This window comes from Heliomarina sp. (genome assembly GCF_052826185.1).
This window is the reverse complement of the sequence record NZ_JBRBUI010000019.1, coordinates 1-7,893: the sequence shown is the minus strand read 5'-3', so window position 1 is coordinate 7,893 and position 7,893 is coordinate 1. Positions and strand designations below refer to the sequence as shown.

At 55.5% G+C, this 7,893-nt stretch carries 8 protein-coding genes; 7 read left to right on the top strand and 1 reads right to left on the bottom strand.

The annotated features are described in order from the left end of the window. The first annotated feature begins 42 nt into the window (after positions 1–42). Positions 43–873 (top strand): hypothetical protein, encoded by an 831-nt coding sequence (locus ACU0FH_RS08205; protein WP_446194178.1) that lies wholly within the window; start codon positions 43–45, stop codon positions 871–873. On the opposite strand, the gene ACU0FH_RS08200 is transcribed toward ACU0FH_RS08205, so the two are convergent. Beyond that, a complete protein-coding gene (locus ACU0FH_RS08200; RefSeq protein ID WP_446194177.1) occupies positions 865–1,068 on the bottom strand; it encodes a hypothetical protein in 204 nt (67 codons plus the stop codon). The genes ACU0FH_RS08205 and ACU0FH_RS08200 overlap by 9 nt on opposite strands. On the opposite strand from ACU0FH_RS08200, the gene ACU0FH_RS08195 reads away from it, so the two are divergent. The 6 genes from ACU0FH_RS08195 (at position 1,067) to ACU0FH_RS08170 (ending at position 7,708) form a co-directional block, all read left to right on the top strand. Beyond that, positions 1,067–2,089 (top strand): MBL fold metallo-hydrolase, encoded by a 1,023-nt coding sequence (locus ACU0FH_RS08195; RefSeq protein ID WP_446194176.1) that lies wholly within the window; start codon positions 1,067–1,069, stop codon positions 2,087–2,089. The genes ACU0FH_RS08200 and ACU0FH_RS08195 overlap by 2 nt on opposite strands. A 140-nt stretch (positions 2,090–2,229) precedes the next feature. Further along, positions 2,230–3,096 (top strand): SDR family oxidoreductase, encoded by an 867-nt coding sequence (locus ACU0FH_RS08190; protein ID WP_446194175.1) that lies wholly within the window; start codon positions 2,230–2,232, stop codon positions 3,094–3,096. Positions 3,097–3,123: 27 nt separating this feature from the next. Next, positions 3,124–4,281: an acyl-CoA dehydrogenase family protein gene (locus tag ACU0FH_RS08185; protein ID WP_446194174.1), complete on the top strand. Its 1,158-nt coding sequence runs from the start codon at positions 3,124–3,126 to the stop codon at positions 4,279–4,281. A gap of 75 nt (positions 4,282–4,356) precedes the next feature. Further along, positions 4,357–5,928: a class I adenylate-forming enzyme family protein gene (locus ACU0FH_RS08180; protein WP_446194173.1), complete on the top strand. Its 1,572-nt coding sequence runs from the start codon at positions 4,357–4,359 to the stop codon at positions 5,926–5,928. Between the two features lie 37 nt (positions 5,929–5,965). Continuing rightward, on the top strand, positions 5,966–7,003 hold the full coding sequence (locus ACU0FH_RS08175; protein WP_446194172.1) for a phosphotransferase: 1,038 nt from the start codon (positions 5,966–5,968) through the stop codon (positions 7,001–7,003). Between the two features lie 51 nt (positions 7,004–7,054). Then, entirely contained in the window at positions 7,055–7,708 is a 654-nt protein-coding gene (locus ACU0FH_RS08170) for a GntR family transcriptional regulator (protein ID WP_446194171.1), read from the top strand. The last annotated feature ends 185 nt before the right edge of the window (positions 7,709–7,893 follow it).

Below are 7,893 nucleotides of genomic sequence, written 5' to 3'. Positions count from 1 at the left end.
ATGCGCTCTCATAGCGAAAGCAACCGGTCAGCGATAACTTTCATGTTTCTGTTTGCTGTTGGTTGGTTTGTCGTCGAAAATGTCTTTGGCCATCGAATTCGACAGCCAATCAACCTGTTGCAAATCGTCTGGTGCCGTTATCTCGTTCATATCATTGTTGTGATGTTGGTGTTTCACAGACAGACTTTCTGGCGCACAGGACGACCCGCCTATCAGCTTTCCCGTTCGGTATTAATGTTGACGATGCCGCTGGGCTTTGTTGCGGCTATGTTAGCCGGCGCATCTGGCGGGCAGGCATGGGCGGGCTTCTGGGTCGCTCCGCCGCTAATGCTGGTTTTTGGGTGGTTGATTAATCACGAACCGCCCCGTCCGATGATCGTTATCCTAGCCTGCATCAGTTCGATGGCGGCTATCGCAGTCATCGGGAGCTTTCCGTCTCTGGAAATTCTGCCCGTTACAGGATCGATTATCATGGCAGCTTCGTTTGCGGCCTATGTGGCGATGACACGGTCCCTGCAAAGCGAACAAATTGCGACCAATCTCTTTTATACCGCGATGGTTCCATTCGTAGTGCTTGCGCCTGTAATGCCTTTTGTTTGGGTAACACCCGGCTTGCACGATGCCTTCGCGATTATCGGCATCGGTGTCACCGGCTTTGTTTCGCTCTATTTTCTGGATCTTGCGACTGGGGCATCACCCATAGCGTTTACTGCACCAATATTGCCTTTGCTTGCGGTGTTCCCATTACTTACCGCACTCGGAGATACCGAGGGTTTCCCCACGTGGAGCGCGCTATTTGGGGCGACCGCAATCATTGCTGTTGCAGCTTTTTGCCTCTTGTCCGGGAACCAAAAATCAAGAGCTTTAAGCTAGATAGGTTTCTTTCAGCTTTTCCTCCACCACGAAATCAGCGACCGCCGCGGTGCTCAATTCGGCTGAGCAGATGCAGTTCCCGCAAACGTAAATAATGGCTTGCACCGGTTCCTCGGATGCGTTCGACAGTACTGCGGCCGTCGCCAACAAATACGCGCCGAGGTTTTCGCATAGCTGACAAAAGGACAATGACATGCTGGATTTCCCCTATGATACCGCACCGGCTCCGGGTGAAGTCGTCACTGTTCGCCCAGGTCTCCTCTGGGCGCGGTTGTCGCTACCTTTCCGGCTGGATCATGTGAACGTCTATTTTATCGAAGATGATACCGGCTGGGTCATAGTTGATACCGGTATCGACAACAAAGTCGGCCGAGCACAGTGGCGTGCCTTGTTCGATGGACCTTTGAAAGACTTCAGGTTCAGCGGCCTTCTGGTGACGCATCACCATCCTGATCATATCGGTCTGGCAGGCTGGCTTTGCTCGACTCTGGAAATTCCCCTGATCGCCAGCCGCACCGCATTTCTTTCCGCCATGAACTTCTACAACTCTCCAGAGCTTCTGGCTGCGACCGCATATAGCCGGTTCTACGCGAGCCACGGCATGACACCCGAAGTTGCGGCGCTGGTAAGCACGCAGGGGCAGGAATATATGCGGATGCTTTCAAAGCCGCCGTTTACTTACCGCCGGATTCAGGATGGCGACGTTCTGGAACTGGGCACGCGGAGGTTCAAGGTTTTGACCGGGGACGGCCACTGTCCCGAACAGGTTATGCTGTACCTGCCGGAGGATGGATTGCTGCTTGCCGCCGATCAAGTCATTGAGAAAATCAGCCCGAACGTTTCCGTTATGGCCTTTGAACCCGCGGGCGATCCGCTCGGAAATTTCATCGAGTCGCTCGCCCGGATCCAGCGAGAAATACGAGACGATGTTTTGGTTTTGTCAGGACACAGATTGCCGTTCTACGGACTGCACGACCGCTGCGCCGATCTGATTGCACACCATGAAGAGCGCTGCGATATCATTCGAGAGGCCGTTTTCAACGAACCGAAATCCGCAGCGGAACTTGTGCCCATCATGTTTCCGCGAGAACTAAGTCCGCATGAAATGAGCTTTGCCTTTACCGAAGTTCTGGCACACACGAACTACCTTGTTGCGCGCGGTGGTTACACTTGGGTCGATCGCGGTAACGGTACGCAGGCCATTGCCGTAACGTAATTTTCTTCCAGCATCTCAACGCAAGTGTACCCCCTCCGCCGCCGAATAGAAATCGGCGGTAACGATGGAGTCTGCCGCTGCAGAATGCCTGCTTTACCAGGTTGGTGCGACGGAGGCCCGAAAGCCGGGGGCGCCTGAATATGTCGGAAAAGCTGCGAGGCCGAACTGTTTTCATCACCGGTGCGAGCCGAGGCATCGGTCGGGAGATCGCCCTGCGCGCCGCGCGTGACGGAGCCAATATTGTCATTGCCGCCAAGTCCGCAGAACCACATCCGAAATTGCCCGGGACCATTCATTCCGTAGCTGAGGAAGTTGAGGTGGCGGGCGGACAGGCCCTGCCGGTCCAGCTTGATGTACGCGATGACGCTATGATCGCAACAGCGATGGAGCGCGCCGCAAAGCAGTTCGGCGGAATAGATGTCGTGGTGAACAATGCTGGCGCCATCCGGCTCGACCCCGTGGAAAAGATCGAGATGAAACGCTTCGATCTCGTTTTCCAAATTAACACGAGGGCCGTTCTGGCGGTCACCAAGGCAGCCCTGCCCTATCTCGCCAAATCCGATCATGCCCATGTGCTAAGCCTCTCGCCCCCGATCAACCTCGATCCAAAGTGGCTGGGATCGTACATTCCGTATACGACGACGAAATACGCGATGACTTTGTTGTCGCTTGGCATGGCTGAAGAGTTTCGCGATCGTCAGATCGGGGTAAACACGCTTTGGCCGCGCACGACCATTGCCACGGCGGCCGTCGAATTCGAAGTCGGAGCGGAATACATCGCCCGTTCGCGCACTCCGGCGATCATGGCGGAAGCGGCACATGCCATCTTGGTTTCGGTCCCCGCAGAAATGACGGGCCGGACGTTTCTGGACGAAGAGATACTCCGAGAGCGGGGCGAAACTAATTTCGACCAATACCTGAACGACCCGGCATGTACGAAGCCGATGATGGACTTGTACGTCGACGATCGAAGCGAAGGCACAGGCATTAGAAACGAACATGCGTAATTGCGTCACCACGATGGAGGTTTATTCTTGCAGTTGACCCATGAGCACGAGGCCGTGCGACGCTCGGTCCAGAGTTGGATCGAAGACAAAGTGAACCCCTATGTGGATGAGTGGGAAGCCGCTGGCATCTATCCCGCGCGCGAGGTTATGGGGACACTTGGACAACTTGGCATGCTCGGCGTCTCAAAGTCCGAGCAATTCGGCGGGTTGGGACTCGATTTTTCCTATGCCGCTGTGCTGGCTGAGGCATTGGGGGCCATCAAATCTGGCGGCGTGGCCATGAGCATAGGTGTACAGACCGACATGTGCACACCGGCTCTTGAAAAACACGGCAGCGATGAACTGCGCGAGGCATATCTACGGCCAGCGATTGCCGGCGAGATGGTCGGGTGCATCGGAGTTTCTGAACCGGGCAGCGGATCGGACGTAGCCTCGGTCAAAACAGTAGCTCGGAAAGATGGCGGCGATTACGTCATCAACGGCACCAAGATGTGGATCACGAACGGCACTCAGGCCGATTTCTGCTGCCTGCTGGCTAACACGGGCGATGGGCCGGTCCATAGAAACAAATCGCTGATCGTGGTGCCGATGAATACGCCGGGTATCGAAGTCGCCAGAAAAATCGAAAAGATCGGGATGCGGGCCTCGGACACAGCGCAACTCTATTTTGACGATGTGCGCGTGCCACAGTCCAACAGGATCGGCGAAGAAAACATGGGTTTCATCTACCAGATGGAGCAGTTCCAGATCGAACGGCTCTGGGGTGCACTGAACAATGCAGCTATGTTGCAACGCGCAATCGATTGCACAATTGCATATACGCGCGAACGCCGTGCATTCGGCAAACCAATTATTGAAAACCAGTGGGTCAATTTCAAACTGGCAGAAATGCAGTCCGAGGTTGAGGCACTAAACGCGCTCAACTGGCGCGCCGTCGAGATGATCGTGAATGGCGAAGACGCTACCAAGCTTGCGACGATGCCCAAACTAAATGCGGGGCGACTGGCCCGCGAAGTGGCTGACGGCTGCCTGCAATTCTGGGGCGGTATGGGTTATAGCGAGGAAAGTGAAATCTCCCGCATTTACCGCGATGCGCGATTGACCTCCATCGGAGGCGGCGCGGATGAGGTCATGCTGCGCATTCTGACGAAATACATGGGGATCGCGGGCGACGGGAACGCCTAGCTTATTGCCACAAGTTTTGCCCGCCCTGCCTGTTAGGCTGAGCGCAATGTCGGAGTTCAACAGGGGGAGGAGCATATGGCAGGCCACAATATCGATGGAGGCGTCACGCCGCCCCCCTCCTGTATTTCCCGCATCGCGATCGGCGACATTCTGCGCCGTACTGCGCGGCGTATGCCCGGGAATATCGCTCTTGTCGATGGCAAGCGCAGGATATCCTATGGCGAGCTGGATGCTGCAGCCAACAGGATGGCACACTACCTGATAAATGCCGGCTGCAAGCCCGGGGACCGCTGTGCCATGATGTTCGGCAACTCCATCGAGTTGGTCGTGACGCTTTTCGCGATCCATCGTGCCGGGCTGGTCTGGGTCCCTATCAATCTGATGCTGGATGATGAAGACGTAGAATTTACGCTCACCCATGCCGAAGTAGGTCACGTGGTTATCGAACCGGTTTTCGCCGACCATCCGAACCTTGGCGCTGTTGCAAAGAAATTGGGGTTCCCCATAACGGTCGCCGAGCAGGGTTTTTCGTTCTGCGCGGACCTTCCCGAGAGCGAGCCGCAGGTCGAGATCGACCGCGACGACATTGCCGCAATCATATACACGAGCGGCACGACCTCGAAACCGAAAGGCGCGATGCATTCGCATTTGTCCATCTACATGTCGATCATGGCTGATGCGGTCGAATGGAGACTTACGCGCGAAGACGGCATTCCGCTCCAGCTTCCTCTGTTTCACTGCGGCGCGCACGTGTTGCTTTTGTCGTTCATGCTCGTCGGTGCGAAATGCGTTTTGCTTCGAGGGTTCGAACCCGCAGCCTTACTTGCAGCAATCGAAGAGGAAGAACTGAGCGTCGTTGTCGGTTTACCGATGATGTATGCAGCGATGCTGGATCATCCCGATATGGAAACGCGCTCACTGAAATCGCTGCGCTTTGGGCTTCATACTATGGCGCCAATGTACGAGTCTCTGATGCGGCGCATGATCGACCGGATCTGCCCGACATTCATGCTGACGTCGGGCCAAACAGAGATGTACCCTATCACAACCATGTCGCGGCCCGAGATGCAGTTGAAACGCTTTGGCAATGTCTGGGGCGAGCCAACTTTAATATGTGATCTGGCTATCATGGGACAGGATGGAGAGCTGCTACCACCGGGCGAAATCGGTGAACTCGTGCATCGGGGCCCGAACGTCATGTTCGGCTACTACAAGAACCAGGATGCGACGGATGTGGCGCGGCGTTTCGGTTGGCACCATACCGGCGACGTCGGCCGTATCAACGAGTGGGGCGAATTCGAATTCCTCGACCGTACAAAGGACATGATCAAGAGTGGCGGCGAGAATGTCTCCTCCATGCAGGTTGAATCACACCTTCTGAACTGCTCCGGGGTGCTTGAGGCAATTGCCGTTGGTATCCCCCACGAGAGATGGGGCGAGGCGGTCACGGCGTTTGTCGTTACAAAACCCGGTGCGCCGCAGGATCCGCAGCCAATCATGGATGAACTGGGAAAGCATCTTGGTGGCTTTCAATTGCCCAAGAAGATAGTTTTCGTGGACGAGGTGCCTAAAACCGCGACGGGCAAATTGCGGAAGGTCGAACTGCGCATGGCATATTCCGACCTTTACACTGGCGAAATGGCCTGAACAGGCGGCACCGCCAACAGGAACAGGTAGAATAACCGTGTCTCAAACTCAGACGGCAGACAAGGCACAGTGGCCCGACGTAAATGCGCTCTCGAACTGGTTGCAAGCGAACGTCGAAGGGTTTTCCGGCACTCCGGCCCTCTCTAAGTTCGAAGGCGGGCAATCGAACCCGACATTCCGTGCTTCCTCGGAAAGTGGAGAATATGTCCTCCGCCGCAAACCTGCGGGCCCAGTGCTGAGCAGCGCTCACGCGGTTGACCGCGAATTCAAGGTTTTAACCGCAATGAAAACAGCGGGAATTCCAGTGCCAAAGATCCATGTGCTGTGCACCGATGAATCTGTGATCGGCAGTATGTTCTATATCATGGACTTCGTCCCCGGACGTATTTTCTGGGATCCGCGCCTGCCTGAACTGACCAAGTCCGAACGGGCGGGTGTCTTCGATAGCATGAACGAAACAATTGCCCGCATTCATCGTCTAGATCCTGATGAGATCGGTCTAGAAGATTTCGGTCGCAAGGAAGACTACCTCAAACGACAGATATCTCGCTGGACCCGCCAGTACGAAGCAGCCCGCATCGGCCAAAATGACAACATGGAGCGGCTGATTGAATGGCTGCCAGAGCATTTGCCAAACGAACATCCAGCTCGTATTGTGCACGGCGATTACCGGCTCGACAATGTTCTCATCCATCCGTCAGAACCGCGTGTCATTGCCGTATTGGACTGGGAGTTATCGACCATCGGAAATCCGATTGCGGATTTCGCCTATCATCTCATGACGTGGCGCTTTGCACCTGACTTGTTCCGAGGTTTGGCCGGAACAGATTTCGCGGCAACCGGTATTCCTGATGAAACAGAATATGCGCAAAAGTATCTCCAGCGTGCCGGGCTAAAGGCCCCGAACAACTGGGAATTCTATCTTGTCCTCAGCATGTTCCGAATTGCCTCCATTCTACAGGGTATCGCAAAGCGTGCAGTCGAAGGAACCGCTGCGGACGAACGTGCCAAAGATGTCGGCGCTCAGGCCGGCCCTATTTCCGAAGTCGCCTGGAGGCTTGCCAAGAGCCTGTGAGTGAGTTCAAAGCTTTATGAATATTGTCCATTCCCTTTGAGAGGTATCCGGATGCCTGGAGGCATCGAAAAGACAGACAAAGGCTCGAGTACGTCGAGCTATATTGTCCGAGATGTGGTTCGTGGACTTTACGAAGGCCGCTATGTGGCCGGTCAGCGCCTGGTCGAACCGGATCTTATGTCCCATTACAACGTCGGCCGCAGCACCGTACGGGAAGCTCTCAAGGAACTGAGTTCCGACGGCATTGTCGTTCTTGCCGCCTTCCGCGGTGCCCAGATACGCAAGCTGAGCCGGGAAGAAGCCGCAAATCTCTTTTCCATAACCGAAGTCGTGCTGGGCCTTGCAGCCCGACAGGCCGCCCAGAAGATCGAGGCACCCGGAGCCCGCGAGAGCATCGAAGAGCTTTTCCGTTCGATCGAAGAGTATCGCGACGAAGAAGGTCGCTTCGAGTTTCTCCGTCGCCGGAACCGGTATTTCCGGCAGCTCGTCACAATCAGTGGCAATGAGGAAATTCACCGTATCCTGCCGCGTCTGCAGGTGCACCTGATCCGAAATCGGCTCTCCGTTCCCTCCGTAGAACGCATAGAGGGCTATCGCAAGATAACCGAAGCAGTGCTTTCCGGGGATGGAGCGCAAGCGGAACATGTTGCGCGCGCCTATGTGGCTAAGACCGCCTCATTCATTGTGCCTCATTTTCCGGAATGATCTCGGCAGTTAGCTGAAACAGAAAGCTACCGTGATATATTGAGCTTGACCTGCCCCCCGCGAAATCCCTCATCATGATGTAGAGTCTGCCCAACCTTGAAGGAGCAGACGAATGCGAAAGAGCCGTTTTACCGAGGCGCAGATTATCGGGATGATCAAGGAGCAAGAGGCGGGCATGCCGACGG